Source organism: Blastococcus sp. SYSU DS0669, assembly GCF_054050895.1.
This window is the reverse complement of the sequence record NZ_JBJHAE010000004.1, coordinates 41,321-67,015: the sequence shown is the minus strand read 5'-3', so window position 1 is coordinate 67,015 and position 25,695 is coordinate 41,321. Positions and strand designations below refer to the sequence as shown.

At 76.8% G+C, this 25,695-nt stretch carries 24 protein-coding genes; 13 read left to right on the top strand and 11 right to left on the bottom strand.

Annotation, left to right across the window (positions count from 1 at the left end; genetic code table 11):
* Positions 1-5 precede the first annotated feature (5 nt).
* Positions 6-440 (bottom strand): division/cell wall cluster transcriptional repressor MraZ, encoded by a 435-nt coding sequence (gene mraZ / locus ACI792_RS06395; RefSeq protein WP_456580894.1) that lies wholly within the window; start codon positions 438-440, stop codon positions 6-8.
* 223 nt (positions 441-663) lie between these two features.
* On the opposite strand from mraZ, the gene ACI792_RS06390 reads away from it, so the two are divergent.
* Genes ACI792_RS06390 through ACI792_RS06380 form a run of 3 tightly spaced genes read left to right on the top strand, consistent with a single transcriptional unit; the run spans position 664 to position 5,326 of the window.
* Positions 664-1,647 (top strand): AAA family ATPase, encoded by a 984-nt coding sequence (locus ACI792_RS06390; protein WP_456601861.1) that lies wholly within the window; start codon positions 664-666, stop codon positions 1,645-1,647.
* A gap of 2 nt (positions 1,648-1,649) precedes the next feature.
* Entirely contained in the window at positions 1,650-2,996 is a 1,347-nt protein-coding gene (locus ACI792_RS06385) for a DUF58 domain-containing protein (protein WP_456601860.1), read from the top strand.
* Positions 2,954-5,326: a transglutaminase family protein gene (locus ACI792_RS06380; protein WP_456601859.1), complete on the top strand. Its 2,373-nt coding sequence runs from the start codon at positions 2,954-2,956 to the stop codon at positions 5,324-5,326. The genes ACI792_RS06385 and ACI792_RS06380 overlap by 43 nt, the downstream gene beginning before the upstream one ends.
* A 90-nt stretch (positions 5,327-5,416) precedes the next feature.
* Here ACI792_RS06380 and ACI792_RS06375 read toward each other — a convergent pair whose 3' ends face one another.
* The 3 genes from ACI792_RS06375 to ACI792_RS06365 form a co-directional block, all read right to left on the bottom strand.
* Positions 5,417-5,815 carry a DUF3040 domain-containing protein gene (locus tag ACI792_RS06375; protein WP_456580898.1) on the bottom strand — a complete coding sequence of 133 codons (399 nt, stop codon included), beginning with the start codon at positions 5,813-5,815 and terminating at the stop codon, positions 5,417-5,419.
* A 164-nt stretch (positions 5,816-5,979) separates the two neighbouring features.
* Positions 5,980-7,158, bottom strand: a complete 1,179-nt coding sequence (gene dinB / locus ACI792_RS06370; protein ID WP_456601858.1) for a DNA polymerase IV — start codon at positions 7,156-7,158, stop codon at positions 5,980-5,982.
* A 113-nt stretch (positions 7,159-7,271) separates the two neighbouring features.
* Positions 7,272-7,934 carry a permease gene (locus ACI792_RS06365; protein ID WP_456601857.1) on the bottom strand — a complete coding sequence of 221 codons (663 nt, stop codon included), beginning with the start codon at positions 7,932-7,934 and terminating at the stop codon, positions 7,272-7,274.
* Between the two features lie 281 nt (positions 7,935-8,215).
* Between ACI792_RS06365 and ACI792_RS06360 the strand changes: the two genes are divergently transcribed.
* The 3 genes from ACI792_RS06360 (at position 8,216) to ACI792_RS06350 (ending at position 10,711) form a co-directional block, all read left to right on the top strand.
* Complete coding sequence (locus ACI792_RS06360) at positions 8,216-8,458, top strand: hypothetical protein (RefSeq protein ID WP_456601856.1); 243 nt, start codon at positions 8,216-8,218, stop codon at positions 8,456-8,458.
* Positions 8,459-8,526: 68 nt separating this feature from the next.
* Positions 8,527-9,735 (top strand): cupin domain-containing protein, encoded by a 1,209-nt coding sequence (locus ACI792_RS06355; RefSeq protein WP_456601855.1) that lies wholly within the window; start codon positions 8,527-8,529, stop codon positions 9,733-9,735.
* Between the two features lie 13 nt (positions 9,736-9,748).
* The gene (locus tag ACI792_RS06350; protein ID WP_456601854.1) at positions 9,749-10,711 is read left to right on the top strand and encodes a sucrase ferredoxin; all 963 of its coding nucleotides are present in this window, start codon (positions 9,749-9,751) and stop codon (positions 10,709-10,711) included.
* 9 nt (positions 10,712-10,720) lie between these two features.
* Here the strand turns inward: ACI792_RS06350 and ACI792_RS06345 are convergent, their stop codons facing one another.
* From ACI792_RS06345 to ACI792_RS06335, 3 genes are all read right to left on the bottom strand, one after another.
* Positions 10,721-11,908 (bottom strand): alkaline phosphatase family protein, encoded by a 1,188-nt coding sequence (locus ACI792_RS06345; RefSeq protein WP_456601853.1) that lies wholly within the window; start codon positions 11,906-11,908, stop codon positions 10,721-10,723.
* The gene (locus ACI792_RS06340; RefSeq protein WP_456601852.1) at positions 11,905-12,639 is read right to left on the bottom strand and encodes a class I SAM-dependent methyltransferase; all 735 of its coding nucleotides are present in this window, start codon (positions 12,637-12,639) and stop codon (positions 11,905-11,907) included. The genes ACI792_RS06345 and ACI792_RS06340 overlap by 4 nt, the downstream gene beginning before the upstream one ends.
* A gap of 80 nt (positions 12,640-12,719) precedes the next feature.
* Positions 12,720-13,217, bottom strand: coding sequence for a VOC family protein (locus tag ACI792_RS06335; RefSeq protein ID WP_456601851.1), 498 nt, complete (start codon positions 13,215-13,217; stop codon positions 12,720-12,722).
* A gap of 166 nt (positions 13,218-13,383) precedes the next feature.
* Between ACI792_RS06335 and ACI792_RS06330 the strand changes: the two genes are divergently transcribed.
* A complete protein-coding gene (locus tag ACI792_RS06330; protein ID WP_456580907.1) occupies positions 13,384-13,578 on the top strand; it encodes a hypothetical protein in 195 nt (64 codons plus the stop codon).
* Between the two features lie 51 nt (positions 13,579-13,629).
* On the opposite strand, the gene ACI792_RS06325 is transcribed toward ACI792_RS06330, so the two are convergent.
* The 4 genes from ACI792_RS06325 to ACI792_RS06310 all read right to left on the bottom strand — a co-directional run bounded on the left by ACI792_RS06325 (position 13,630) and on the right by ACI792_RS06310 (position 20,047).
* Positions 13,630-17,397, bottom strand: a complete 3,768-nt coding sequence (locus ACI792_RS06325) for a DNA polymerase III subunit alpha (RefSeq protein ID WP_456601850.1) — start codon at positions 17,395-17,397, stop codon at positions 13,630-13,632.
* On the bottom strand, positions 17,394-17,891 hold the full coding sequence (locus tag ACI792_RS06320; protein WP_456601849.1) for an SAV_6107 family HEPN domain-containing protein: 498 nt from the start codon (positions 17,889-17,891) through the stop codon (positions 17,394-17,396). The genes ACI792_RS06325 and ACI792_RS06320 overlap by 4 nt, the downstream gene beginning before the upstream one ends.
* Positions 17,891-18,214: a DUF6504 family protein gene (locus ACI792_RS06315; protein ID WP_456601848.1), complete on the bottom strand. Its 324-nt coding sequence runs from the start codon at positions 18,212-18,214 to the stop codon at positions 17,891-17,893. Before ACI792_RS06315 ends, ACI792_RS06320 begins: the two co-directional genes overlap by 1 nt.
* 324 nt (positions 18,215-18,538) lie before the next feature.
* Positions 18,539-20,047: an HNH endonuclease signature motif containing protein gene (locus ACI792_RS06310; protein ID WP_456601847.1), complete on the bottom strand. Its 1,509-nt coding sequence runs from the start codon at positions 20,045-20,047 to the stop codon at positions 18,539-18,541.
* Between the two features lie 143 nt (positions 20,048-20,190).
* Here ACI792_RS06310 and ACI792_RS06305 point away from each other — a divergent pair, with 143 nt between their 5' ends.
* The 6 genes from ACI792_RS06305 to ACI792_RS06280 are packed head-to-tail and all read left to right on the top strand — an operon-like array spanning position 20,191 to position 25,624.
* Positions 20,191-20,787: a YbaK/EbsC family protein gene (locus ACI792_RS06305; RefSeq protein ID WP_456601846.1), complete on the top strand. Its 597-nt coding sequence runs from the start codon at positions 20,191-20,193 to the stop codon at positions 20,785-20,787.
* Positions 20,784-21,377 carry a GNAT family N-acetyltransferase gene (locus ACI792_RS06300; RefSeq protein ID WP_456601845.1) on the top strand — a complete coding sequence of 198 codons (594 nt, stop codon included), beginning with the start codon at positions 20,784-20,786 and terminating at the stop codon, positions 21,375-21,377. Before ACI792_RS06305 ends, ACI792_RS06300 begins: the two co-directional genes overlap by 4 nt.
* Positions 21,374-23,023 (top strand): phytoene desaturase family protein, encoded by a 1,650-nt coding sequence (locus tag ACI792_RS06295; protein ID WP_456601844.1) that lies wholly within the window; start codon positions 21,374-21,376, stop codon positions 23,021-23,023. The genes ACI792_RS06300 and ACI792_RS06295 overlap by 4 nt, the downstream gene beginning before the upstream one ends.
* Positions 23,020-23,829, top strand: coding sequence for a carotenoid biosynthesis protein (locus ACI792_RS06290; RefSeq protein WP_456601843.1), 810 nt, complete (start codon positions 23,020-23,022; stop codon positions 23,827-23,829). Before ACI792_RS06295 ends, ACI792_RS06290 begins: the two co-directional genes overlap by 4 nt.
* Entirely contained in the window at positions 23,826-24,968 is a 1,143-nt protein-coding gene (locus ACI792_RS06285) for a glycosyltransferase (protein ID WP_456601842.1), read from the top strand. Before ACI792_RS06290 ends, ACI792_RS06285 begins: the two co-directional genes overlap by 4 nt.
* Positions 24,965-25,624 (top strand): flavin reductase family protein, encoded by a 660-nt coding sequence (locus ACI792_RS06280; RefSeq protein WP_456580916.1) that lies wholly within the window; start codon positions 24,965-24,967, stop codon positions 25,622-25,624. Before ACI792_RS06285 ends, ACI792_RS06280 begins: the two co-directional genes overlap by 4 nt.
* The last annotated feature ends 71 nt before the right edge of the window (positions 25,625-25,695 follow it).

Sequence of the window (25,695 nt, the reverse complement as noted above, 5' to 3'; positions counted from 1 at the left end):
CGGGATCACGACAGCGTCGGCATCCCCTCGCTCTCCATGTCGGCGAAGGCGGCTTCCTGCTCGGCCACGTAGGCGTCCCAGGTCGCGGAGTCCCAGATCTCGAAACGGGTGTCGACGCCCACCACGACCACGTCGCGGTCCAGGTGGGCGTACTCCCGCAGGCTCGCGGGGATGGTGATGCGGCCGGTCTTGTCCGGCTCCAGCTCGACCATCGAGCCGAAGCTCATGCGCGCCCGCATGCGCGCGGCGGCCGTGTCGGAGGGCGCCATGGCGGCCATCGCGGCGCTCTGCTCGGCGACCCGGGCCATGGTCAGCCCGTAGATGCAGCGGTCCTGGCCCTTCTTGATCACCATGCCGTCGGCCACCTGGTCGCGGAAGCGGACGGGGAGCGCGAGCCGGCCCTTCTCGTCGAGCCGCAACTGGTAGCTGCCGACGAACACCGGATCACCTCCCGCATCGGTCCTCCCATGGCTCTGCAGGTCCCCTGGCGAAACCCTGCCTCCCCACCGGCCGACACAGTAACCCACCAGCCCCCACTGGACACCACCTGAGGCCGTGTCGTGACCCGCCGCCCCCACCGGCGGCCCGACCTCCCGTCTCTGGTGCGCGGGCAGCGTGATCAGCGACCGGGACGGGGCGTCGCCCGGCACGTACGGTGGAGCGGTGACGGAGGCGACACGGTCCGCCGACGGGACGGCCGACGCGTCGGTCGACGTCGCAGCGGAGTGCGCACGCATCGCGGCCGCGATCGGCCGGGTCGTGCAGGGCAAGGACCACGTCGTCCGGCTGGCGCTGGTGGTGCTGCTGGCCGAGGGGCACCTGCTGATCGAGGACGTGCCCGGGGTCGGCAAGACGACGCTGGCCAAGGCGCTGGCCGGCTCGATCGACGCGAGCGTGCGGCGCATCCAGTTCACGCCCGACCTGCTCCCCAGCGACGTGACGGGCGTGGCGGTCTACGACCAGGAGACCCGGGCCTTCGAGTTCAAGCCCGGCGCGATCTTCGCCAACGTCGTCGTCGCCGACGAGATCAACCGGGCCTCCCCCAAGACCCAGTCGGCGTTGCTGGAGTGCATGGAGGAGCGGCAGGTCACCGTCGACGGCGTCAGCTACGAGCTGGCGCGGCCCTTCCTGGTCATGGCCACGCAGAACCCGCTGGAGATGGAGGGCACCTACCCGCTGCCCGAGGCCCAGCGCGACCGCTTCACCGCCCGGGTCTCGATGGGGTACCCCGACCCGGCCGCGGAGCTCGCGATGCTGGACGACCGCTCCACCGCCGACCCGCTGACCGCCCTGCGCCCGGTGGCCGACGCCGCCCTCGTCCGGTCCCTCGTCACCGCCGTGGGCCGGGTCCACGTCGCCGAGGCCGTCCGCCGCTACGTCGTGGCGCTGGTCGAGGCCACCCGCCGCTCACCGGAGCTGCGGCTGGGCGCCTCGCCCCGCGCCGGCCTGCAGCTGCTGCGTGCCGCCCGCGCCTCCGCTGCCCTCGATGGCCGCGAGCACGTGCTGCCCGACGACGTGCAGGCGCTCGCCGTGCCCGTGCTCGCCCACCGGCTGCTGCTCGGGGGCGAGGCGGTGGTCGCCCGGCGCAGCGCCGAGCAGGTGGTGGCCTCCCTGGTGGCCTCCGTACCGGTCCCCCGCGGGCGCTGAGCGTGCCCGGCGGTCCCTTCCGGGCGCTGGGCGCCCTCACGTCCCGCGGCCGATCGCTCCTCGCCGGCGGCGTCGGCCTGGGCCTGGTGGGTGCCCTCCTCGGCGAGCGGGCGCTCGTCCAGCTGGCCGCCTTCGTCCTGGCCCTCCCCCTGCTCGCCGCCGTCACCGTGGCGCGGGGGCGGTTCCGGGTGACCACCCGGCGCAGCGTCACGCCGCAGCGGGTGCCGCGCGGCGCGCGGGCCCACGTCGAGCTGCGGCTGGAGAACGTCGACGCCCGCCGCGGCGGGCTGTGGCTGCTGTCCGAGCAGCTGCCCCCGACGCTGGGCCGCCCGCACCGGTTCACCGTGTCGGGCCTGGCCCCCGGCGCCGCGACCACCGTGCGGTACGGGCTCGTCGGCCGGCACCGCGGCCGCTACCAGCTCGGGCCGCTGCGGCTGCGGGTCCTCGATCCCTTCGGCCTGGTCGAGCGCACCGCGGTGGGTTCGGACACCGCCCCGCTGGTCGTGGTGCCCCGGGTGCGCCCCCTGGGACGCGGTGGCCCCGGCGGCGGCAGCGGCGGGGGCGACGGCGCCCACCGCGCGTTCGCCGTCCACGGGGAGGACGACGTCAGCGTGCGCGAGTACCGGCGCGGCGACGACATGCGCAAGGTGCACTGGCGGGCCAGCGCGCGCACCGGCGAGCTGATGGTCCGGCTGGAGGAGCACCCCTGGCGCGCGCAGGGCACGCTGCTGCTGGACACCCGGGCCCGCGCGCACCTGGTGGCGCCCAGCTGGGACGCCACCCGCCGGATCGCCGGGCCCCCGGGTGACGACTCGCCGCCCGCCGACAGCTTCGAGTGGCTGGTCGAGGCCGCGGCCAGCATCGGGGTGGCCCTCGCCCAGCGGGGGGCGCGGCTGCGGGTGCTGACCGGCGCCGGGGAGCTGGCGCCCGAGCCCGGCGGCGCCGTCCTCGGCGCCGAGGACCTCCTGGACCGGCTGGCCGTGCTGGGGCCCTCGCGCGCGAGCAGCCTGGCCGACCCCGTCTCGGCGGCGTGCCGCGCCGCCGGCGACGGGCCCCTGGTCTGCCTGCTCGGTGCGGTCGGGCCCGACGACGTCGCCGACCTCTCCCGGCTGCGCCAGGGGCCGGTGCCCGGGCTCGCCGTGCTGCTCGACGTCGCGACGTGGGGCGACCCCGGCCGCGGCCGGCGGGGCACGACCGGTACCGCGCCGGCCACCCTCTCGGCGCAGCGCGAGCAGGCCGCCACCGTCCTCGCCGCGGCGGGCTGGCGGGTCGCCACCGCGTCGGCCGGTCAGGACGTCGGCGAGGTGTGGGCCGCGCTCACCGGGACGCCGGCGGGGGCGCCGGCATGAACGGCGCCGACGTCCGGACCCCGGTCGCCGCCGCGGCGGCCACCCTCCTCGGCGCCCTGGCGCTCTCCCCCGTGTTCACCAGCCGAGCGTGGGTGCCCCCGGTGGTGACCGTCGTCGTCGCCGTCCTCGCCGGTGGCCTGGCCCTGCGCGCCGCGGTGGCCCGGCTCACCGGCGACCGGCCGCTCGGGCTGCTGGGCGCGCTGGCGGTGCCGGTCGGTCAGCTGGCCCTCGTCGCCTGCGTGCTGGCGGCGGTCTTCGTGCCCGACACCGCGCTGGCCGGCCTGGTCCCCACGCCGGCGACGCTGACCCGGCTCGGGGAGGTCTTCACCGCCGGCACGGCGGAGATCCGCGAGCAGGCCACCCCCGCCCTCCCGCTGACCGGTCTGCTCGCGCTCACCACCCTCTTCGTGGGGCTCGTCGCCGTCGTCGTCGACCTGCTGGCGGTCACCGGCCGGCAGGCGGCGGTCGCGGGTGCGGCCCTGCTCCCCCTCGTGTGCGTGCCCGTGGCCACGGTGACCGGCGGCATCGGGCTGGTCGCGCTGGTCGGGCCGGCGGCCGGGTTCGCCGTCCTGCTGTGGGCCGACCAGCGCCGGATGCTGCAGGGCTCCGCGGGCGGCGCGGGGACGGCCGTGCGCATCGGCGTGGTCGCGGTGGCGGCCGGGGCCGTCGTCGGCACCGCGGTGCCCACCCTGCCCGAGGGCTCGTTCGCCACCGGGCTCGGCGGTGGGACGGGGTCGGCCACGGGCACCTCGCTCGACCCGGCGGCGGAGCTGCGCGGGCAGCTGACCCTGCCCGAGCCCGTCCCGCTGCTCCGCCTGGGCAGCTCGGTCGAGGACCCCGGCTACCTGCGCGCCGTCGCGCTCGACGAGTACGAGCCGGCGACGGGGTGGTCGCTGAGCAATCTCGACGGCGAGACCTCGGTGGCCGACGACGGCTTCCTGGCGCCGCTGCCCGACGGCCAGCCGACGCGGCAGGTGTCCGCCGAGGTGCAGGTCCTGGAGCACGACGACCGGTTCCTCCCGGTGCCGACCTCCCCGCTGTCGATCCGCGTGGCCGGCGAGGAGGCCGCCTGGCGCTTCGACGACGCGACCGGGACGGTGTTCGGCCGCGGCGTCACCAGCGCCGGGCTGGCCTACCGGGTGACCGCGGTGGAGCCGCGCCCCTCCGAGGAGCTCCTCTCCGGCGCCCTTCCCCTGCCGGCGGACGATCCGGTGCAGGAGCGCTTCGGCGTGCTGCCCGAGCCCGACCCCGCCATCGCCGAGCTCACCGCCGGGCTGACCGCCGGCGCGTCGACGCCCTACGAGCAGGTGCTGCGCATCCAGCGGTACCTCACCGACCGAGCCAACGGCTTCGTCTACAGCCTCTCCACCGCTCCGGGCACGAGCGGCGACGACCTGGTGGACTTCCTGCGGCTCAAGCGCGGCTACTGCGAGCAGTACGCCGGCGCCATGGCCGTGCTGGTCCGGCAGACCGGTCTCCCCGCCCGGGTCGCGCTGGGGTACACGCCGGGCGAGGTCCAGCCCGACGGGACCCGGCTGGTCACCAGCGACGACGCGCACGCCTGGGTGGAGGTGTACTTCCAGGGGGTGGGCTGGGTGCCCTTCGACCCCACGCCGCTGGCCGCCGACCGCCAGGTCGAGCTCCCCTGGTCGCCGCGGACCGCGGCCGAGGAGCGGGTCGACGCCGCACCCGCCGTCCCCGCGGCGCCGACGACCCCGCCGCCGGCGCTCCCCCGGACGGACCGGCTGCCGGAGGCGGTGCCCCAGGCCACCCCGTCGGCGGGGACCGCGACCGACCGGGGCCCGCTGCTGGTCAGCGCCGGGCTGCTGGCGCTCGGCGCGGCCGCGGTGGCCGCGCCGGCCGTGGTGCGCACACTGCAGCGCCGCCGCCGGCTGGCGGGGGACGCCGCCACCGGCTCCTGGGCGGAGCTGTGCGCCACCGCCACGGACCTCGGCGTGCACCTGCAGCCGTCGTGGACACCGCGCCGGGTGGCCGAGGCCCTCGTGCGGGCGGTCAGCCGTGGGCCGGGTGGCCCGGCGGCGGAGTCGTCGGTGGCGGCGGTGCGCCGGCTGGCGCAGGCGGAGGAGGCGGCCAGCTACGGGCGTCCGGGCAGCGCACCGCCGCCCGCGGAGCTGCGGACGGCGCTGCGGACGGCCCGCCGGGGGCTCCTCGCGTCCCGCCCCCGGACGGTGCGGCTGCGCGCGCTCCTGTGGCCGGCCTCGCTCGTCGCCGGCACGCGGGCGCGGGTCGCGCGGTGGACCCGGGACGGGTTCGACCGTGCCGGGCGGAGAGCGGCCGGCGGGTCGGTGCGCGAGGGCTCCTGGTCCTAGCGGCGCCGGGACCCAGGGCCTCTGCCGTGGCCGCCCGGGACGCGCCCGGCCGCCGTCCGGGCGGGACGGCGGCCGGGCGGGTGCGTGGGGCTACTGGTCGTAGCGGCGGCGGAAACGTTCCTCGAGCCGGTTCTTCATCGGCTGCTTGCCCTTCCGGCCGCCGCGGCCGGCCGCGGTCGAGCCGCGCGACCCGGCGGGACCGGTGGCCTCGACGGCACCGGTGGCCGCGCGGTAGTGCAGCACCCCGAGGGCGGCGCCACCGAAGGCCACCAGGAACCCGAGGACCCCCAGCGGAACGGATTCGGCGACGGCGCCGGCCACCAGGACGGCGAGGCCGACCAGGACCAGCAACCCGCCGAGTTGCAGTCTGCGGCGAGCCTTCTGACGGCGATCGCCGGTGCGGACCGAGGATGCGAACTTCGGATCGTCATCGACGAGGGCGCGCTCGATCTGCTCCAGCAGACGCTGCTCGTGCTCGGAGAGCGGCACGTCGACCTCCAAATGGGCGGAGCCAGTTCCGTCGGAGGCTCCCGCCGACGGTGTCTTCGAGGATACGAGCCGATTGCACGCGGCGAAAGGCGACGCCACGGCGAGCCGCCGAGCGCGTCGGCCGATCACTCCTCCGGGTGGGTCCCCCGGCGCGTCCGGGCAGGTCAGCGGCCCGGCCGCCCGACCCTGCCCGAGGAACCCAGGAGCGTGGCCGGGCGCACCGCGCCGGCACCGAAACGCCGGGCGGCGCGGTCGGCGGCCAGCTCCGCCTCCCGGCGACCGTGCTCGCGGGCCCCCAGTTCGAGCTGCCGGGGGGCCGAACCGGCCTCGACGAGGCGTTCGGCCCGGACGCCGACCAGCCGGATGCGGGTCCGGTCCAGCCCCAGGGCGTCGTAGAGCACGCGGGCCGTGTCGTAGAGCTCCTGCCCCACGTCGGTGGGCGCTCCGAGGGTGCGGCTGCGGGTGATCGTGGTGAAGTCGGCGAAGCGGACCTTGATGCTCACCGTGCGGGCCAGGCAGCCGATCGAGCGCAGCCGGCCGGCCGTCCGCTCCGCCAGGCGCAGCAGCTCCCGGTGGACCACGCGCGGGTCGTCGACGTCGGTGGCGAAGGTCTCCTCCGCGCCGGTGGAGCGCTCGGGCTCGTCGGGGACGACCCGCCGGGGGTCGCGGCCCCAGGAGAGCTCGTGCAGGTGGGTGCCCGCCGCCACCCCCAGCGCCCGCTGGAGCGTCTTCGCCGGCACGTGGGCCAGGTCGCCCACGGTGCGCAGCCCCAGCCGCAGGAGGGTCTCCTCCGTCTTCGGCCCCACCCCCCACAGCGCACCGACCGGCAGCGGGTGGAGGAAGCCCATGACCTCCGGCGGCCGGACGACGAGCAGCCCGTCGGGTTTGGCGTGCGTGGAGGCCAGCTTCGCCACGAACTTGGTGCCGGCCACGCCGACCGAGCAGGTGATGCCCTGCTCGTCGAAGACCCGGGCCCGGAGGTACTCGCCGATCTCCGCGGCGTCGCCCAGCCGGCGGCCGGCGCCGGAGACGTCGAGGAACGCCTCGTCCATGCTCAGCGGCTCGACCAGCGGGGTGACCGACCGGAACAGCGCCATGACCGCCCGGGACACCTCGGCGTAGAGCGCCATGTCCCCCGGCAGGACCGTCGCCGTCGGGCACAGCCGCAGTGCTCGCGCGGTGGGCATGGCCGCGTGCACGCCGTACCTGCGGGCCTCGTAGGTGGCCGAGGTGACCACGCCGCGGTTACCGGCGCCACCGACGATGACGGGGGTGCCGGCGAGCTCCGGCCGGCGGCGCACCTCGACGCTGGCGAAGAAGGCGTCCATGTCGACGTGCAGCACGGTGCAGCCCGCCGCACGACCGCCACCCCGCCCCACGCCGTCCCCTTCCGCACGTCGACCCCGGATCGAACATGCGTTCGATCCGGGGTCGACGATAGCGGTGCGGGTGGGCGTCAGCCGGCCGCGACCCGCTGGCGCTCGGCGTCCTTGCGGCTCGGCCACATCTTGGCGCCCAGCACGCCGCCCAGCGCGGAGGCCGCGATCCCGAGCCCCAGGCCCAGCACCGCCCAGCTGGCGGCCGACGTGGCCACGTCCGTCGCCTGGCCGGCCGCGACGTCGGGCAGGTTCGCCTGCTGGATGTTGGTCACGTCGGTCACGACGCCGGCCAGCGAGCCCAGCAGGGCGCCGCCACCGAAGAGGGTCAGGAAGACGATGGCGACCACCGTCAGCGCCCAGACCAGGATGCCGTGCAGCAGCCCGTCGCTGAGGCCGCGCCAGATCGCGCTGGCGCCGGCGGTGAGCCCGCCGAGGAACAGGGCGATCAGCCCGTTGACCCCGCTGATCCAGTCGGCGTTGTTACCGGTCGCCCCGGGGCCGATGTCCCACCAGCCCAGGGCCAGCGTGGCCAGTTGCAGCAGCAGGAACGTCGGGACGGCGACGATCAGACCGGCCCACACCGGGCCCCACCGGACCCGGTCGCGTCGGGGCGGCGCGGAGACGGCGGGACCCGTCACCGGCGCCGTCGCGGTCGCCCCCTCGGCCGGCCGGTCGACCGTCTCCTGGCGGATGACGTTGTCCTCGAACGTGGTGTCGGTTCGCGTACGACTCTCGGTCACGAGCTCACTCCTCCGGTCGTCGTGCAGTTCACGGTGCAGGCGCGGTGTGCTCCACGCCGACCTCCTGGGGATGCCCGCCGGCGGCCCGGGCGCCCACCTCCACCCCGAAGCCGTGACCGGATCGTCACATTCGGGTCGAGGGCCGGCGTCCGGGCGCCCGACCCCCGTGGTCCCGGGCAGAACCGCTGGTCGGAGCGCAGGTGTCAGGGCAGCACGCGGGAGGTACTGCACCGACCGGGGCCGCCGCACGGCGGTCCGGACGCACGAGAGCGGAGGAGCCCATGGCGCTCGACGACGAGATGACCAGCACGGACGGCGGGGCCGACGGTGGCGCCGACGGCGGTGCGCACGGCCCGGCCGACAGCGGCGCGGGCACGGCCGACCACGGCGCCTCCGGCGCCCCGGGCGGCCACGACGGCGGGGCCGACGGCGGTGCGGACAGCGGTGCCGACGGTGGCGCGGACGGCGGTGCCGACGGTGGCGCGGACGGCGGTGCCGACGGCGGCGCGGACGGTTCGGCCTGACCGAGAACCCGACCGCGCAGGGCCGGGCGGAGCCGCAGCTCCGCCCGGCCCTGTGGCGGTGCACGGACATGGCACCCGAGCGGTTCGCGCGGGAGCACTGGGCGCGGCACCCGCTCCTGACCCGGGCCGAGGACACCGGCAACTCCTTCACCGACCTGCTCGACCTGCCCGCCGTCGACGAGCTGCTCTCCCGGCGAGGTCTGCGCACGCCCTTCCTCCGGATCGCCAAGGACGGCGCCGTCGTCGACCCCAAGCGGTTCACCACCTCGGGCGGGGCGGGCGCCGAGATCGCCGACCAGGTCTCCTCCGACGCGGTGCTGCGCCTGTTCGCCGACGGGAGCACCGTCGTCCTGCAGGGGCTGCACCGGCTCTGGCCGCCGCTGATCACCTTCGCCGACCAGCTGGCCGCCGACCTCGGCCACCCCACGCAGGTCAACGCCTACATCACCCCGCCGTCCTCGCAGGGTTTCAGCCCGCACTACGACGTCCACGACGTCTTCGTGCTGCAGGTGGCCGGCGAGAAGCACTGGACCATCCACGAGCCCGTGCTGCCCGACCCCCTGCGCACCCAGCCGTGGAGCGACCGCGCGGCCGAGGTGGCCGCCGCCGCGGAACGCGCCCCGGTGATCGACGCGGTGCTGCGCCCCGGAGACGCCCTCTACCTGCCGCGCGGGTTCCTGCACTCGGCCAAGGCCCTGGGCGCGATCAGCGCGCACCTGACCGTCGGCATCCACTCCGTGACCCGCTGGGCGGCCGCCGAGTCCGTGCTGGACCTGGTGCGCGAGCTGGCGGCCGAGGACCGCGCACTGCGCACCTCCCTCCCCCTGGGCGTGGACCTGTCCGACCCCGACACGATCGCCGAGGACGTCACCGCCGTGGTCGACGGGCTCCGGGAGTGGCTCGGCCGGGTGGACCCCGGCGAGGTCGCCGACCGCCTGCGCAGCCGGACGTGGGCCCAGGTGCGGCCCGAGCCGGTCGCGCCGCTGGCGCAGTCCGCGGCCGCCGCGTCCCTGGGCCCCGCGACGGTGCTGCGGCTTCGCCGGCACCTGCGCTGCGTGCTGCGCGACGCCGACGAGGGCCGGGTGGCCCTCGTGGCCGGGCGGCGCACGCACTCCTTCCCGGGCGAGGTGCGCCCGGCGCTGACCGAGCTGCTGGCCGCCGGCGAGCTGAAGGTCGGCGACCTGCCGGGCCTCGACCCGGAGGACCGCCTCACGCTGGCCCGCCGGCTGGTGACCGAGTCGATCGCCACCGTGCCCGACGCCGGGGTGCCCGGGTGACCCGGTGGGGGGCGTGACCACAGCCGGCCCGGCGGGTGACGACGACTTCTGCCGCACGGACGTCCCCGCCCGCCCGCTGGGCCGTCTGGACGCGGGCCGCTGCTCGGTGCAGGCGCTCGCGCGCGGCGACTCCGGGGTCGCGACGGCCGCCCCGGTGTCCCGCTGGCTGCTGATCGAGCAGCCGGGCCCGTGGGGGCGCCAGGCGCTGCTGCAGTCGCGGTTCGACGCGCGGGTGGCCCGGCTGCTCAGCGAGCGCGCGCAGCGCGAGGGCGTCCGGGTCCTGCTGGTCCGCCGACCCGGGGACCGGCTGGCCGACTCCGGGCGGCGCTGGGCCTACGCCGACGGCCGGATCGGCCAGGAGGGGCTGTGGTGGTCGGTGCGCTCGGCGGACTCCGACCTGCTCACCGCACCGTGGGACGGATCGGTCGGCGAGCCGGCGCCCGGGCCGACGTACCTGGTGTGCACGCACGGCGGCCACGACGCCTGCTGCGCGCTGCGCGGCCGGCCGCTGGCCCGGGCGCTGCCCTCCCCCGGCCCGATCGACGTGTGGGAGTGCAGCCACCTCGGGGGCGACCGCTTCGCGGCGAACATGCTGGTGCTCCCCCACGGCTTCTACTACGGCCAGGTGCCCGGCGACGGCGGCCTCGTCGTCGCCGCTCACGGCCGGCACGAGGTCGCGCTGCCGTGGCTGCGCGGCCGGGCAGGGCTGGCCGCGCCGGCGCAGGCCGCCCAGCACTACGCGCGGGAGGAGCTCGGCGCGCTCGGCGTCGACGACCTGCACCCGGTCCGCGTCGTCCCCCGGGATGCGGCCGACGCGGGCGCGGAGCGGTGGGAGGTCACGCTGGGCCGCGCGGCGGGCACCGTCGTCGTCACCGTGGAGAGCCGGCCGTCAGCGGAGGCGGTCCACCTGACCTGCCAGGCCACCTCGGCCGGCCGGGTGCGCAGCTGGCACCACCTGGCGCTGTCGCCGGGCTGATCGGGCCCGTCAGGACAGGGCGCGCCCCCGGGCGACGAGCAGCGGGATCGCCAGCTCCGTCGCGGTGAGCGACCCGTGGTAGGCGGCCAGCCGGCTCGGCCCCGGCTCCAGGCGGGGGGTGACCAGCGCCCAGCTGCCGCGGGCCAGGGCCACGACATCGCCGATGCGGGCGGAGAGCGGCTCCTCCACCGGCCCGAAGACGCCGCTGGCGATCGCCTCCTCCCGCCCGACGACCCACGCCCGGTCGCCGAGGACGCCCCGCCACCGGGCCAGCACGTCGGCCTCCGCCCCGGGCTCGGTGTGCACGTAGCGGGCGCGCGGCTCCCCGGCGAGCAACCGCACCCCGTCGGCGAGGTCCGGCTCGTCGTCCAGGTCCAGGCGGGTGGCGGCGGGCACGTCGAGCATCCCGTGGTCGGCCGTGACCAGCAGCGCCGCGTCGTCGGGCAGGCCGTCCAGCACCTGCTCGACGACCCGGTCGACCAGGGCGAGCTGCGCGCGCCAGCTCGGTGAGTCGACGCCCCGGACGTGCCCGGTGAGGTCCAGCTCGGCCATGTAGCCGTACGCCAGCGCCCGGGGTCCCGCGTCCAGCGCCGAGCGCATGAGCGCGGTGAGGTCGCCGGGGCCGACGGCGCCGGTGTAGCGGGCGCCCCGGTAGGCGGCCACGGTGAGCCCCGAGCCCGCGTAGGCCCACGGGCCGACGGCGGTGACCGCGACCCCGTCGGCGGCGACCCGCTCGAAGACGGTGGGTTGGGCCTGCCAGTCGGCCGGGTCCGGGTCGTCGCTCCACTGCGTGTGGTTGAGGGTGCGCCCCTGCCCTGGCACCTCGGTGACGAAGCCCAGGATGCCGTGGCTGCCCGGCGGCAGGCCGGTGCCGATGGTGGCGAGGCTGACCGGGGTGGTGCTGGGGCAGGGCGCCTGGAGGGTGCCGGCCGGGCTGGCCAGCGCCGCCAGGGTGGGGGCGATGTCGGCGTGGGCCCGGACCAGGTCGGCGCCGAGACCGTCCACCAGCAGGACCGCTGCACGGCGCGCGCCGTGCAGGGCCCCGGCCAGGCCCAGGGGGTCGACGGGGAGGTCGCCGCGGGGCACGGGGCTGCCCAGGGCCGCCGCGACGCCGGGCAGCACGTCGGCCAGGGTGGCGACGCCGTAGGCGGGCCGGTGCAGGTCGGGCGGCAGGGCGCCGTCGACCCCGCCGGTCACGCGCGGGTCGCCAGCAGGTGGAGGCCCGCGGCCACCTCGCGGTAGGGCGAGGTGTCGGCGAGCGCGAGCTCGAGGTCCCGGACCGCGGCGGGGTCGGCGCCGGACGCGGTATCCAGCAGGTCGGCGACGACGGAGACCCCGCGCCAGGTACCCGGCGTCAGCCCGGCGCCGGCGACCAGCGCGAGCAGGTCCTCGGGGGTGAACCGGCGGCGGACCGGCCGACCCGGCGCCGCGCCCTGGTCGCGGAGGTGCGTGAGGGCCTCCGCGGGGTGGCCGGCGAGAGCGCGGGCGAGCACGGAGCCGGCCCGGTTGGCGACGGCGAGGCTCACCCACCCCCCGCTGCGCAGGGCGCCGGCGATCTCGGCCAGGGTGACCGCGGGGTCGTCGACGACCTCGAGGACGGAGTGGCAGAGGGCGAGGTCGTACCCGCCGTCGTCCGCGAGGACCTCGTGCAGCAGGTCGCCGTCGCCCTGGACCCCGCGGACCCGGTCGCCCACCCCGGCGGTCTGGGCGCGCCGGCCCAGGGTGGCCAGGGCGTCGGCACTGGGGTCGACGACGGTGACGGTGTGGCCCAGGCGGGCCAGGGGGACGGCGAACATCCCGCTGCCGCCGCCGACGTCCAGCACGCGGAGCGCGTTCCCGGCGCCGACCAGCGGGTCGAGCGCGGCCCACACGGCAGCGGTCCGGACGGGCAGCTGCTCCGCGGTCGGCGAGGCGGGAACGGTCGGCACCCACCGGAGCCTAGCGGCGGACCGCGGCGCCCACCGCTTCCCCGCCGGTGGGCGCCGCGCCGTCGTCCCTGGGCACCGGGCTATGCGTCGACCTGGGCGTCGACCCCGTCGGCGGCCCGGCGGATCTCGGCGAGGTCGATGCGGCGCATCTGCAGCATCGCCTGCGTCGCGCGCTGGGCACGCGCCGGATCGGGGTCGTTGAGCAGGGCCATCAGCTCCTCGGGGACGACCTGCCAGGAGACGCCGAAGCGGTCCTTGAGCCAGCCGCACATGCTCGCCTCGCCGCCGTCGGTGAGCCGGTCCCAGTAGTGGTCGGCCTCCTCCTGGTCAGCGCACATGATCTGGAAGGAGACCGCCTCGGTGAACGGGAACTGCGGGCCGCCGTTGAGGGCGGTGTACTCCTGGCCGTCGAGGGTGAAGGTGACGGTCAGGACGTCGCCCTCCTGCATGGGCGGCGGCATGCCCGGTCCGTACCGGGTCACCTGGCCGATGCGGGAGTTCGGGAAGACCGAGGTGTAGAGCGTCGCCGCCTCCTCGGCCTGGCCGTCGAACCACAGGCACGGGATCTGCTTGGGCATGGTCGGTCCTCTCCTGCGCACGCCGGCCGGGTGCCGGTGTCGGTGGTGGGACCTCCGGCGTCGCCCGGACTCATCGGTCGGTGGTCGACCGGCGCCGGTCGTTTACCGGCCGGGAGCCCGGGGGCAGACCTGTCCGGTCAGTACCACCGACGACCGAGGAGTTGCCATGACCCGCGCCACCCGTCCACGTCTGCTCCGCCGGACCGCGGCCGCGTTCGCCATCACCGCCGCCTCCCTCACGACGGTCGCCTGCGGTGACGACGTGGTGGACGACGGCGTCGAGCAGAACATCGAGCAGGGTGTCGACGAGGTCGAGCAGGAGGTCGACGAGGCCACCGAGCCCGAGAGCGGCAACGGCTGAGCCCGGGCGCTGCCCCCGGCCGGCGAGCGGCTGGGGGCAGCGGGTTCTTCCTCAGTGGCCCGAGCTGCCCGGACTGGAGTGCCAGAGCTTCCGTGGCGGTCCGGCCGCGGCGCGGCGGGCCGCGCCCTTCGTCTCCTCGCCGGCCGGCTTGATGTCGGCGTAGGGCGACATGCGGAAGCCGGTCGGGTGGACCAGGACCGGGCGCACGACCACCGGTCGGGAGCCGTGCGATGCGGCCGCCCCGGCGATCGACTGCTCGGTGTACTCCCCCGGCGCAGCCATCAGGTCGCGGACACCGTCGAGCCCGTCGGCCTCCCACGCCTCGTGCAGCGCCGGGAGCTCCCACGCCCCGGTGGCCCGCAGCGACACCCCGCGCGGCCCGGTCCGGCGCAGGACCCCGCGGATGACCAGCAGCCACGAGTGGAAGACCGTCGCGGCGTAGGGACCCTGCGCGTCCTCGAAGAAGGTCGAGTCGGTGCAGCCGGTGCCGTCGTCGAGGGTCACGAACACCACGCGGCGCCCCGACCGGATCGGCGGGGTCTGGGTGGCCACCTTGACACCGGCCACCAGCACCTCGCTGCCGCTGCGGCAGCCGAGGAGCTCCCCGGCCGGCACCGCGCCGACCGCCGACAGGAACGGCCGGTAGAAGTCGACGACGTGCCGGCTGGCGTCCAGCCCGAGCACCTCCAGCTCCGCCCGCACCAGCTCGGCGTCGGTGAACTCGGGCAGCCCGCTGCCCTCGGCCCACTCCGGGCCGGCCGGCTCCCCGGTGGACTCCTCCTCGGGCAGCCCCATCCCCATGAGGTCCAGGCTCAGCTGCCCGTCGGACGTCGCCCGCGCGCCGCTGCGGCTCCACCGGTCGAGCTCGCTGATCTGCAGCAGCAGGTCGCGCCGGGTCACCTGTCGTCGCCGGCGGGTCGGCCGGCCGGCCTCCCGGTCGCGCATCCCGAACCCGTAGAGCGAGTCGAACCCCCCGGCCAGCACCAGCCGCTCCACCACCGGGCGGGACACCGACGTCCGCCCCCAGAAATCCGTCAGTGACCGATAGGGCTGCCCGGCGACCACCCGCGCGACCTCGTCGTCGGAGATGCCCTTCACGTCGGCCAGCGAGAGCCGGATGCCGTACCGCGTGGGGTCGGGCATCGTCGCCGGCATCCACTCCGGGCGATGCCAGCCCTCGACCTCCACCTGAGCTTCGGGGTCGTCGTCGGTGTCATCGCCGGCAGCGAGCCGTTCGACCCGGTAGCTGCCGGTCGAGGCGTTGACGTCGAGCCCGAGCACCCGGATGCCGAAGTTGCGCGCGTCGTCGAGGATCAGCCGCTTCGGGTACATGCCGGGGTCGTGGGTGAGCACGCCGGCCAGGAACGCCGCCGGGTGGTGGGTCTTCAGCCAGGCCGACTGGTAGGTGGGTAGCGCGAACGCCGCCGCGTGCGCCTTGCAGAAGCCGAACGACCCGAAGGCGGCCAGCACCTCCCACACCCGCTCGGCGACCTCCACCGGGTACCCGGCGTCCAGCGCGCGCGGGACGAACCAGGCCCGCACCTCGGGGTGGGCGTCCTTCTCCCCCAGCGCCCGGCGCACCTCGTCGGCCTCGGCCAGCGTGCAACCGGCCATCCGGGCCACCACCTGCAGCACCTGCTCGTGGAAGACCACCACCCCGGCGGTCTCGGCGAGAGCGAACTCCAGGTCGGGGTGGGGGTACTCGGCGTCGCGCCAGCCGTTCCGGGCCATGAGGAACGGGGTGACCATGTCGCTCTTCACCGGCCCGGGCCGGAACAGCGAGATGTCGATGATGATGTCCTCGAACGTCCGGGGGCCGAACTTGCCGACCAGCTCCCGCTGCCCCGGTGACTCGATCTGGAACATGCCGAGCGTGCGGGTGCTGCGGATCAGCTCGAACGTCGTCGGGTCGTCCCGCGGGATCGCGTCGATGTCGACGGTCTCGCCGTCGGTCCGCTCGATCTCGTCGAGGGCGTGCGCGATCGCCGACTGCATCCGGATGCCCAGCAGGTCCAGCTTGAGCAGCCCCAGCTCCTCGACGTCGTCCTTGTCGAACTGGCTCATCGGGTAGCCGAGATAGCTGCTCTCCACCGGCGTGCGGTCCAGCAGCGTGGCGTCGGAGAGCAGCACCCCGCACGGGTGCAACGCGATGTGCCGGGGCAGCCCGTCGAGCCGGGACACCAGGTCGAACAGCAGGTCGAGGTCACCGGTGCCGCCGGCCCGGCGCGAGCCGTACCGGCTGGCCCGCAGCTCGGGCAGGTCCCGCAGCGCGGCGTGCACCTGGTTGGCGCGGATGTGCGGGAACGCCTTGGCCACCGCGTCGACCTCCGCCGGCGGCAGGCCGAGCGCCGCACCGACGTCGCGGATGGCGTGGCGCACCCGGTAGGTGTCCATCATCGAGATGCAGCTGACCCGGTCGGCGCCGAAGCGGTCGATGACCGCGTCGTAGACCTCCATCCGCCGGGCGGACTCCACATCGATGTCGATGTCGGGCAGCTGGTGGCGCAGCGGCGAGAGGAACCGCTCCATCAGCAACCCGTAGCGCAGCGGGTCGACGTCGGAGATGCCCAGCAGGTAGGTGACCAGGCTGCCGGCGCCCGATCCGCGCGCCGCCGCGCGAACCCTCAAGCTCTTGATGAGGTCGACCACGTCCGCGACGGTCAGGAAGTAGGACGGGTAGCCGAGGGAGTCGATGACCCCGAGCTCCTCCTCGAGCCGCTGCCGCACCCGGGTCGTGGGCACCATGCCCCGCCGCCCCAGCCCCGCCTCGCACCGGGCGCGCAGCACCTGCGCCGGACCCATCCCCCGCTCCGCCGGCGTGGTGACGACGTCGAGCTCGGGGTAGCGGACGCTGCCGATGCCCAGGTCGCCGGCGGGGTCGACGGCGCACTGCTCGGCCAGCCGGGCGGTGCGTTCGAGCAGCCGCAGGGCGGCGTCCCGGTCGGGGCCGGTGAGGTCCTCGGCGACCTCGGCCATCTCCTTGCCCGACTTCAGGTAGCCCTCGGCCGTGGTGCGGTCGACGTGCCGGGCCCCCAGCGGGACCAGCCGCCGGGCGGCGTCCAGGACGTCGGCGGTGGGGGCGTCGAGAGCGTCGACGTACCGGACCGCGTTGCTCAGGACCACCGGCACCTGCTGCTCGGCGGCGAACCGGAGCAGCGCCTGGGCGCGCTGCCGGTCGCCCCGGCCGCGGTGGTGCACCACCTCCAGTGCCAGCCCCGGGCCGAAGACCGCGCGCCAGGCGTCCAGCTGCTCGACGGCCAGGTCGACCCGCCCCGCGAGCAGGGCCCGGCCGACCGGGGAGCCGGGACCGAGCAGGGGCACCAGCCCGGTGGCGTGCTCGGCGGCGATCGCCAGCGAGCTCACCGGCTCGCCGCGCGTGCCGCGCAGGTGGGTGGCGCTGGTGAGCCGGCACAGCGAGCGCCAGCCGGCGCCGTCGCGCGCGAGGAAGGTGACCCGGGGCAGCCGCGGATCGACGCTCACCCCACCGCGGGCCGGGGACCGGCGCGGAGGTGTCGCGGTCCGCGGCCGCGGGGACCGAGCCGCGGCGGGGTCCTCCCCCAGCACGTGCGCGAGCGCCGGCGGCACGCTGGTACCCAGCGCCGGCGCCACCGCCAGGTCGACACCGAAGATCGGCCGCACCCCGGCCGACCGGCAGGCCAGCGCGAACTTGACCGCACCGTAGAGCCCGTCCCGGTCGGTCAGGGCCAGGGCCGGCATGCCGTGCTCGGCGGCCCGTGCCACCAGGTCGGCGGGGTGGTTGGCCCCGTACCGCATGGAGTAACCGGAGGCGACGTGCAGGTGGACGAAGGGGTCGCTCACCGCCGGAGCCCGGCGGACCGGGACGGGGTCCGGCCGACCACGTGCGGCCGCGGGTAGCGGGGCGGCTCGGGCAGCGCGTCGACGCCGAGCCCGGCCTCGACCACGGCGAGGAAGCCCCGTACGTCGCGGACCAGGTCGTCGGCCTCCCGCTCGGTGACCGCCCGGGACAGCCCCGCCTCCGCCGCGGCGCGCTTGGCCGCGCCGGCGGCGAAGAAGGTGGCCCACTCCCCCAGCTCGGGGGCGACCTCGGCGAGCAGCACCCAGGCGCTGCGCGGGCGCCGGCGACCGCCCTCGGGACGGGTGCGCGCGGCCAGCACCGCGGCGGCGGCCCGGAGCGCCGCCAGGTGCGCGGTGGCATACCGCTCCCGCGGATCGGTGGCCGCGGCCGCCTCCGCCAGGCCGCGGTGCGCCTGGTCGAGCAGGCCCGCGGCCGCGGCGGGCAGCGCGGGCGGCAGCGGCAGCTGACCGGCCGGCACGGCTCGTGCGGCGCCCATCAGTCGTGCACCCGGACGAGCCACCAGTGGTTGCCGGCGGCGTCCCACGTCAGGTCGTAGACGCCGGCGAAGCTCATGCGGGACCGCCCGGCCCGCACCGCCTCCACCCGCCAGACCTCGCGGGGGGCGACCAGGTCGTCCGACGCGCCACCCACCTCGGCGTCCCGGAGCCACCACGGCGCGGTCTCCACCCAGGAGTCGAGCAGTTCTCCCACGACGTACCGGGACTGCCCGCGCCAGAACTGCACCGGGCCCAGCGGGCCACGTTCGACCTGCACCTCTTCGCCGGCCCGACCGACGACCTCACCGAGCACCCGGCTCATGACAGCCTCCCCACGCCTCGCCCCGCGCGCACGCCCGCCACCCCACCGGCGGGGAAGAGAGCCGGGAAGGACGGGCCGACCACATCGTTCGAACAAGTGTTCGAACGAGGTCCAGTAGACCGGAGCGCTCCCGCGTCGTCAAGCCGGGCCGCGGCGTGTTGTGGACAGCTGGCCGCGCTCGTCGAGGTCACGCCGCCCCACCCCCGCCCCCGCCCGCACCACGCGAATCGCCTCCGCCCACGACTCGGGCGAAGCCCCGGACAGTCCCCGTCCGTCCACCTGCCACTCCGGTCCGCCGGGCGACGCGCCGGGCACCGGCTGACCTCACGCGCGGAGCGGATCCGGGGGTGCGAGGTCGTCGAGCCAGGGCGGCTCCGGCTCGGGGTCGTGGTACCAGCCGGGCGGACGGGTGGTCCGGGAGACACCCGCCGGGGTGCGGACGACGAGCCGGCCGTCGGGGAGCAGGGTGAACGACCAGCCGCGGGCGAAGGTCTTGATCCGGTGGTGCCGCCGGCACAGGCAGCACAGGTTCCAGCAGTCGGTGGGGCGGCCGTCGGCGAAGGCCTGACCGTGGTCGATGTCGCAGCGGCCGGCGCGACGGCGGCAGCCGGGCACGCGGCAGTGTCGGTCGCGCACGGTGACGAGCCGTTCCTGGGCAGCGGTGGGCCGGTACCCGAGGGTCGGAGGAGGGGGCCGCAGGCCTGGCCCGTCGGGCTGCCCCGGCGGGTGGGCGCCCCGCGAGGCCTTCCCGCGCCGCACCCGACGGCCCCGGCCGGCGGCGCGACGGAGCTCGGCCCGGGTGGCCACCGCGACGGTCTCACCGGTCGCCGCGTCGTCGATGGCCACGTGCACCGACCCGCCGACCGGCGCCGGTGACAGGCCGAGCACGTCGAGGGAGTCGAGCAGTTCCCGGCACTGGGCGGCGGAGATCAGCTGCCCGTCCAGCTCCGCCGGCGCGGCGCCGGCCGGTGCGTCGTGCCGGAGCGAGGGCAGCGCGGCGTGGACGTGCAGGTGCGCGGTCACCGGCGGGCGGCTGGTGTCCCACGGCCTCAGGATCAGGTCCAGCGCCGCCGTCGAGCGCAGCACGCCCATCGGCCGGTCGTCCCCGTCGGCGCGCATCCACCGCGCGTACTGGTCGACCGCATCGCGGGCCGCGTGCACCGCCGGCAGCGGGCCCTCGATGACCAGCCGGCCGAGGTCGTCGGCGGTGCGCTGGACGTGCACGTCGGCCTTGCGCTCGGCTTCCCTGCGACGGCGTTCCCTGGCCGCGGCGTCCACCCGGTAGAGGTGGTAGCGGGTCCGGTCGCCCAGCCGGGACGGCGGGCAGTCCGCAGCTCCCGGGAGCACCCGCGCCTGCACCGCGGCGGCGACGGCGTCGGAGGCGTCGCCGAGCAGGTCGAGCAGGATCCGCGCCTTGCGGATCGTCAGCCGCCCGGCGAACAGCTCCGCCCACGTGGCGGCGAGCTTGGTGGTGAGCAGGATCGACTCGGCGGCCAGGCGGCCGGCCTCGACCTCGGAGCAGTTGCGGATCGTCGCCAGCTCGGAGACGAAGTCGTCGGAGACATCGGCCAGCGCAGCCGGGCGCGCCGCCCGGGAGTCCGGCCCCGGCCCGCCGCGAGGGCCGTAGTCGGCATCCCGCTCCGCCGGGCGCCGGCGCGCCAGCTCCGCGATGGCGGCCGCCTGCCGGGCGTACTCCCGGGCCATGTGGGCGTCGGCCGACCAGATGTCGCACACCAGCTCGAACTCCTCCGACGCCGGCGGCACCACCTCACCGGGGAGCAACGGCATCGGCACGCCGTCGCCGGCCGGCTGTGCGCCCCCGTCGTCCTCCATGCCCTGCACGGTAGGCAGGAGGTACGACAGTTCTCGCTGGTCAGGCGCCCGGAGGGCTGCAGGGATCGGCCGGTTCGACGGCTGCACCGCGGCGGGCCGCACCGCCGGGGGCGCGCACCCTCGGGCGGTGGCAGGATCGACGCATGAGCCCACCCCCGCACCCCCGGGTGGCCGCCGTCGCCCGTGCCCTCGCCGCGGCCGGCGCCGAGGGTGAGGTCCGCATCCTCCCCGCGGAGGTCCGCACCGCGGCCGCCGCCGCCCAGGTGCTCGGCGTGCCGGTCGGCGCGATCGTCAACAGCCTGGTCTTCCTCGCCGACGGCTCGCCCCTGCTGGTCCTCACCAGCGGCGCCCACCGCGTCGACGTCATCCAGGTCGCGGGGCTGCTCGGCATCGGCTCCCTGGTGCCCGCCCCCGCCGACGTCGTCCGCGAGCACACCGGCCAGCCCATCGGCGGGGTGGCCCCCGTGGGGCACCCCGCCCCCCTCGGCACCCTGGTCGACGTGGAGCTCGCCCGGTACGACCGGCTGTGGGCCGCGGCCGGGCACCCGGCGGCGGTCTTCCCCACCACCTACGACGAACTGCTCCGCATCACCGCAGGCACCGCGGCCGAGGTCGGCGGTGGGCCGCTCGACGGGACCGCCACCAGCCTCGGGGGCACCCCCCTCCCGGACGCCCCCCTCCCGGACGCCCCCCTCCCGGACGCCCAGCGCCCGGACGCCGAAGGGGCGACCGCCCAGTGACGGGGACGCGCAACGCCACCCGCATCCTCGAGCTCCCGGCCCCGTGGATGCGTGAGCACATGCACGAGGTGCTGGCGATCTACGGCCTGGCCATGGGCTACGACTCGGGCATCGTCGCCGGCCGGTACGGCTACGCCGTCCAGCACACCGAGCGCCCCGGGTTCCGCGCGGTGGGCGCCTTCGCCCGCTCCCCCGAGGGCGAGCGGCTGGTCGGGTTCGGCTACGGCTACCTCATCGCCCCCGGGCAGTGGTGGCACGACCAGGTGCGGGCCGCGCTCGACCGGCGGACGGCGAAGAAGTGGCTGCCCGGGGCCTTCGAGGTGTGCGAGCTGCACGTGCACCCCGACGCGCAGAGCCAGGGGCTCGGCCGGCAGCTGCTGCACGCCCTGGTGGAGGGGCTGCCGCACCCGGTGGCGTTGCTCTCCACACCGGACGCCGACACCAAGGCGTTCCGGCTCTACCGCGCCGACGGGTTCGTCGACCTCGCCCGCGGTTACCACTTCCCGGGCGACTCGAGGCCCTTCGCGATCCTCGGCGCGCGGCTCCCGCTGCATCCACCCGGCCCCTCCGCGACGAACTCCCGGGCGTGACCGCCTCCCCCGGTGCCGTGGACGTCGTCGTCGTGGGCTCGGGCCACAACGGCCTGGTGGCCGCCTGCTACCTCGCCCGCGGAGGCCTCTCCGTGGAGGTCCTCGAGTCCGACGAGGTCCTCGGCGGGGCGGTCTCCACCGTGGAGCGCTGGCCAGGGGTGCGAGTGGACCGCGGGTCCAGCGCGCACGTGATCGTCCGGCACAGCGGCATCGTCGAGGAGCTCGCGCTGGCCGAGCACGGCCTCCGCTACATCGACTGCGACCCGTGGGGCTTCGCGCCCGCGCCCTCCCCCGGCGACCCGGGCCCGGACGGCCGGCCGCTGGTCCTCTCCGTCGACCTGGACGCCACCTGCGCCTCGATCGAGGCCGCCTGCGGTCCGGACGACGCCGCCGCCTACCGCCGCTTCGTCGAGGTGTGGGGGCCGCGCAGCCGCGCCGTCGTCGCCTCGTTCGGCCGGGCACCGTCGGCCGGCGGCCTGCTCCGCTCGTTCTGGCCGCTGGGCGCGCCGGCGGAGGGGCGTCCGCGCACCCCGGGCGGCGAGCTGGCCGTCGACTTCCTGGGCTCCGGCGACGCGCTGCTGGACAAGTGGTTCACCAGCGAGCGGCTCAAGGCGGCGCTGGCGTGGTTCGGCGCGCAGTCCGGCCCGCCGATGTCCGAGCCCGGCACCGCGGCGATGGTCGGCTGGGTGGCGCTGCTGCACGACGTGCCACCCGGCCACCCGGTGGGCGGCTCCGGCGGGCTGACCCAGGCGCTGCGCCGCCGGCTGGAGTCCGACGGCGGCCGGGTGGTGCTCGGCGACGGCGCCGCGCGGTTGCTCGTGGAGGACGGCCGCGTCGCCGGCGTGGGGACCCGGTCCGGCCGGGTCGTGCGGGCGTCCTCGGTGGTCGCCGCCTGCCACATCGGCGTGACCCGCGAGCTCGCCGGGGACGCCGCGCCCCCGGTGCTCGCCGAGGCCGCGCCGCCGGTCGGCAACGGCTTCGGCCTGGTCGTGCGGGCGCTGACCGACGCCCCGCCGTCCTACCCCGGGGCCGGGCCTGAGGCGCTGCAGGGCCTCCAGCTGCTCTGCACCGACCGCGCCCAGCTGGCCGCGGCGCACGGTGACTGGGGCGCCGGCCGGGTGCCCCGCGAGCCGGTGCCGCTGGCGATGTCCTTCTCCGCCAGCGACGCCACGCTGGCCCCGCCCGGGCAGCACGTCGTCACCATCTGGGGCCAGTGGTACCCGTACGCGTTGGCCGGCGGCGCCGACTGGGACGCCCTCGCCGACGCCGAGGCCCGGCGGCTGGTGGACGCCGTCGACCGCTACGCCCCCGGGTTCGCCGGGTCCGTGCGCGCGATGTACGTGCAGACGCCCCTGGCCCTCGAGCGGGAGCTGTCCCTGCCCCGTGGCAACGTCATGCACGTGGAGATGGGCCTGGCCAGCATGTTCGCCCTCCGCCCGACCCCGGGGCTGTCGGGCTACCGGGTGCCGGGTCTGCCCGGGCTCTACCTGGCCGGCGCCTCCACCCACCCCGGGGGCGGCGTCTCCGGCAATTCCGGGCGGACGGCGGCGCGCACGGTGCTCACCGACCGGGGCGCGCTGCCCCGCGCGCGGGCGGTGGCCGGTCGCGCGCTGCGCCGGCTGCGCGGCGGGGTGGGCCGGGCGTGACGACCACCGCACCTGCTCCCGCACCCGCCGCCGTCCGCGTGGTGCCGTGGGCCCTCACCGCGGCGCTGGTCGCCACGGCGATCGCCTACCCGCTCGCCTCGGGCTCGTTCCGGGACACCGTCTCGTGGGGCATCGTGCTGCTGGGGTCGGCGCTGTCGGTCGCGCACGCGGGCCTCAGCCGCGGCACGCGCACCGGCCTGGGCGTGCTGGTGCTGGTGGCACTGGTGTCGATCGCCTTCGAGTCCGTGGGTGTGGCCACCGGCTTCCCCTACGGCACCTACTCCTACAGCGACGTCCTCGGCCCGACGCTGCTCGGCGTGCCGTTCCTCGTGCCGCTGGCCTGGCTGATGATGGCCTGGCCCAGCTGGCTGCTCGGGGAGGTGCTGGCGCGCCCGGTGCGCGCCTCCCGCCGCCGGGCGGCGCGCATCGCCTGGGCGGCGGCGGTCTTCGCCGCGTGGGACGTCGTCCTGGACCCGCAGCTGGTGCAGGCCGGCTACTGGACCTGGGCCCACCCCTCGCCCGGCCTGCCGGGCATCGACACCGTGCCGCTGACCAACCTCGCCGGCTGGCTGCTGGCCGGGCTGGTGCTGATGACGCTGCTGGACCTGCTGGTCGAGCGCACCGCCCCCGCGCCCCGGACCGGCCCCGGCGCCCCGCTGTTCGCGCTGGCCTGGATGACCCTCGGCGGCGCCCTGGCGCACGCGGGCTGGCTGGGGCTGCCCGGCTCCGCGGCCTGGGGCGCAGGGCTGGGGGCGGCGGTCCTGCTGGTCCTCGCGGTCCAGCACCGGCGTGCGGGACGACGGTGAGCGGCAGGCTGCTCCGCTCGCTGGCGGGGATCTCGATGGCCGGTGCCGTGCACGCGGCCGTGAACACCGCGCTGCTGCGCCGTGCACCCGCCGACCCGCCGCCGGTGGCCCGCCCGGTCACGGTGGTGCTGCCGGTGCGCGACGAGGCCGAGCAGGTCGCCGGCTGCCTGGCGGCGCTGCTCGACCAGCGGGGGGCGACGCGGCTGCGGGTCGTGGTGGTCGACGACGGCTCCACCGACGGCACCGCCGACGTCGTGGGCGCCGTCGCCGACCCCCGGGTGCGGCTCGTGACCGCGCCGGCGCTGCCGTCGGGGTGGCTGGGGAAGCCGCACGCCTGCGCCGTCGGGGCCGCCGCTGCCGACGGTCGGGACGACGAGGTGCTGGTGTTCGTCGACGCCGACGTCCGGCTGTTCCCCGACGCGATCGCCGGCGCCGTCGCGGTGCTCGACACCCACCGCCTGGACCTGGTCTCGCCGTGGCCCCGACCGCTCGCGGTCGGCCCCGCCGAGCGCCTCGTGCAGCCGCTGGCGCCCTGGCTGTGGATCACCTCGCTGCCGCTGCGGCTGGCCGAGCGCTCCCCCCGGGCCTCGCTGGCCGCCGCCAACGGCCAGTTCCTCGTGGTGCGGCGCGACGCCTACGCGCGCGCCGGCGGCCACGCGGCGGTGCGCGGCGAGGTCCTCGAGGACATCGCCCTGCTGCGGGCGGTCAAGCGCGCCGGCGGCCGCGGTGTGCCGATCGACGGCTCCTGCCTCGCGGCCTGCCGGATGTACGAGGGGTGGGCGGCCGTCCGGGACGGCTACGCCAAGTCGCTGTGGGCCTCGGTCGGCGGGACGCCGGCGGGTGGGCTGGCCGCCGCGGCCGCGCTCACCGCCGTCTACGTCGTCCCGCCGCTGGCCGCCCTCGGCGGGTCGCGCGCCGGGCTGGTGGGCTACCTGGCCGGGGTGGCCGGTCGCGTGGCCGCCGCCAGGGCCAGCGGGGGCCGCGCCTGGCCCGACGCCCTCGCCCACCCGCTCTCGGTGCTGGCCCTGGACGCGCTGATGCTGCGGTCGGTGCGGGGCCGGCGGCGCGGCACCCTGCGGTGGCGGGGTCGACCGGTCGACGCGACCCCTTCCCCCACGTCGGCGACGATGGGCCGGTGACCTCCGCCGAGCAGCAGCGCCCGCGCACCTCCTTCGACCCCGCCGCGATGGAGGCCGGAGCGTTCTACCGCGTGCTGAACTCCGTCGTCGTCCCCCGCCCGATCGCGTGGGTGTGCAGCCGCTCGGCGGACGGGGTGCACAACCTGGCGCCGCACTCCTTCTACACGGTGGCCTGCGTCGACCCGCCGATCGTGCAGTTCACCTCCGTGGGCCGGAAGGACTCGCTGCGCAACGTCGAGGCGACCGGCGAGTTCACCGTCAACCTCACGCCGGAGCCGCTGTTCGAGCAGGTCAACGCCACGGCCACCGACTTCCCGCCGCACACCAGCGAGGCCGAGCAGGCCGGCGTGCGGCTGGAGCCGGCCGACACCGTGGCGGCGATGCGGGTCGCCGAGTCGCCGGTCTCGATCGAGTGCGTCCTGCACTCCACGCTGCGCCTGGGTGACAGCACCGTCGTCCTCGGCCGGGTGCAGCACATCAGCGTGTGGTCCGACGCCGTGCGGGACGGGCGGCCGCGGATCGAGCACCTCCGCCCGCTCGCGCGGCTGGGTGGCAACGAGTGGACGACGATCGGCGACGTGCGTGAGATCGCCCGCATCCCCTACCACCGGTGGACCGGGGACCCCTCGATCGGCGAGGCCCTCCGCGGCGAGTAGCCCGCGCTGCGATCAGGGACCCTGATCGCAGCGCGTCCTCCCTCAGCGCAGGAGGTGAGGGAGGACCCTCG

What these genes read in the sequence shown, in the direction of transcription:
- ACI792_RS06360 (WP_456601856.1), top strand. Translation starts at nt 8,216, where the DNA reads ATGGCGCTCGACGACGAGATGACCAGCACGGACGGCGGGGCCGACGGT.
- ACI792_RS06355 (WP_456601855.1), top strand. Translation starts at nt 8,527, where the DNA reads ATGGCACCCGAGCGGTTCGCGCGGGAGCACTGGGCGCGGCACCCGCTC.
- ACI792_RS06335 (WP_456601851.1), bottom strand. Translation starts at nt 13,217, where the DNA reads ATGCCCAAGCAGATCCCGTGCCTGTGGTTCGACGGCCAGGCCGAGGAG.
- ACI792_RS06330 (WP_456580907.1), top strand. Translation starts at nt 13,384, where the DNA reads ATGACCCGCGCCACCCGTCCACGTCTGCTCCGCCGGACCGCGGCCGCG.
- ACI792_RS06320 (WP_456601849.1), bottom strand. Translation starts at nt 17,891, where the DNA reads ATGGGCGCCGCACGAGCCGTGCCGGCCGGTCAGCTGCCGCTGCCGCCC.
- ACI792_RS06315 (WP_456601848.1), bottom strand. Translation starts at nt 18,214, where the DNA reads ATGAGCCGGGTGCTCGGTGAGGTCGTCGGTCGGGCCGGCGAAGAGGTG.
- ACI792_RS06310 (WP_456601847.1), bottom strand. Translation starts at nt 20,047, where the DNA reads ATGGAGGACGACGGGGGCGCACAGCCGGCCGGCGACGGCGTGCCGATG.
- ACI792_RS06305 (WP_456601846.1), top strand. Translation starts at nt 20,191, where the DNA reads ATGAGCCCACCCCCGCACCCCCGGGTGGCCGCCGTCGCCCGTGCCCTC.